This window comes from Peribacillus sp. YIM B13481, assembly GCF_042787985.1.
GTDB lineage: Bacteria > Bacillota > Bacilli > Bacillales > DSM-1321 > Peribacillus > Peribacillus simplex_A.
Map to the genome: position 1 here is coordinate 1 of NZ_JBHZPE010000132.1, position 1232 is coordinate 1232.

1 protein-coding gene and 3 tRNA genes are annotated in these 1232 nt (G+C 41.9%); 3 read left to right on the forward strand and 1 reads right to left on the reverse strand.

Translation table 11 applies throughout. The annotated features are described in order from the left end of the window. Position 1: 1 nt before the first annotated feature. The 3 genes from ACFX4X_RS25470 to ACFX4X_RS25480 all read left to right on the forward strand — a co-directional run bounded on the left by ACFX4X_RS25470 (position 2) and on the right by ACFX4X_RS25480 (position 243). A tRNA-Asn gene (locus ACFX4X_RS25470) sits at positions 2 to 76 on the forward strand. A 1-nt stretch (position 77) separates the two neighbouring features. Then, positions 78 to 168 (forward strand) — tRNA-Ser (locus ACFX4X_RS25475). 3 nt (positions 169 to 171) lie between these two features. Next, a tRNA-Glu gene (locus tag ACFX4X_RS25480) sits at positions 172 to 243 on the forward strand. Between the two features lie 41 nt (positions 244 to 284). Here ACFX4X_RS25480 and ACFX4X_RS25485 read toward each other — a convergent pair. After that, positions 285 to 1031, reverse strand: coding sequence for a TraR/DksA C4-type zinc finger protein (locus ACFX4X_RS25485; RefSeq protein WP_377387668.1), 747 nt, complete (start codon positions 1029 to 1031; stop codon positions 285 to 287). Between the last annotated feature and the right edge of the window lie 201 nt (positions 1032 to 1232).

The following is a 1232-nucleotide window of genomic DNA, read 5'->3' on the forward strand; positions in this document are numbered from 1 at the left end:
TTCCGCAGTAGCTCAGTGGTAGAGCATTCGGCTGTTAACCGAACGGTCGTAGGTTCGAGTCCTACCTGCGGAGCCATGGGGAAGTACTCAAGAGGCTGAAGAGGCGCCCCTGCTAAGGGTGTAGGTCGCGCGAGCGGCGCGAGGGTTCAAATCCCTCCTTCTCCGCCATTTGGCCCGTTGGTCAAGCGGTTAAGACACCGCCCTTTCACGGCGGTAACACGGGTTCGAATCCCGTACGGGTCATAACAAAAAGGGAAGCATACATACATGTATGCTTCTTTTTTTCATTTTTTTTCGTTGATATAATTATCCTTTTGATTATAGGGAATGTCTCCAAGACTGGTATCATTCCCTTCATCTAGTGTATTTTCATATTGCTTTTGCTTTTTGTTCGGCATATTCACCCTATTTTCCGCTTCGATATCATTTGCGGCAAATCCTTCATAGTCTTCAGGAAATCCATTCGTTTCACCTTCGGTTTTATAAAGATCATTATAATTGTCATGATCACCTGTGTAATCAGATGGCGTTTCGGATGTACCGAATTTGGCGACTTCACCAAAGCTATCTTCTTTATCAACTATTTCCTTTCCATGACGATTTTCAAAATCATCACTCTTGGATGGGATCAGTATATCTTCTTCCACCGGTCGGTCTTGTGCAATTGGTCGTTCCGGGGCATGCTCGACACAGTAGAGAGTGCTTGGAATCGCTTCAAGTCTATCGATAGGGATTTCTATATTGCAGGTTTTACAATGGCCATACGAACCCTCTTCTATGGCATTCAATGCTTCTTCTATTTTATCCATTTCAGATTGTGCATGCTCATCAAGTGCTTGGTTCCGTTCCATCTCGAATAATTCGGTTCCAAGATCAGCAGGATGATTATCATAAGATGATAATTCCCCTACGGATTCCGTCTGGCTTTTATCAAGAACGGATCGTTCATCATTTTGAATCCTATTTCCAAGTTCAGCTTTTTCTTGAAGCAGTACTTTTCTGAATTTATGCATTTGCTGTTTCGTTGCCATATCCATTCACTCCTTCTAAAGTCCATATCTCATTTTATATTTTTATGATGGTTGTATTATCTATTACCCGAATCGGAGTATAGGAAAACAAAATGGAACGGAAGATAAAAAAAGGACTGAGCGGATTAAACTGTACCCTGTAGAGTAGACACTTAAAAAAAGTGTCTACTCTACAGGGTCTTTTTTTGTACAATGGAATGA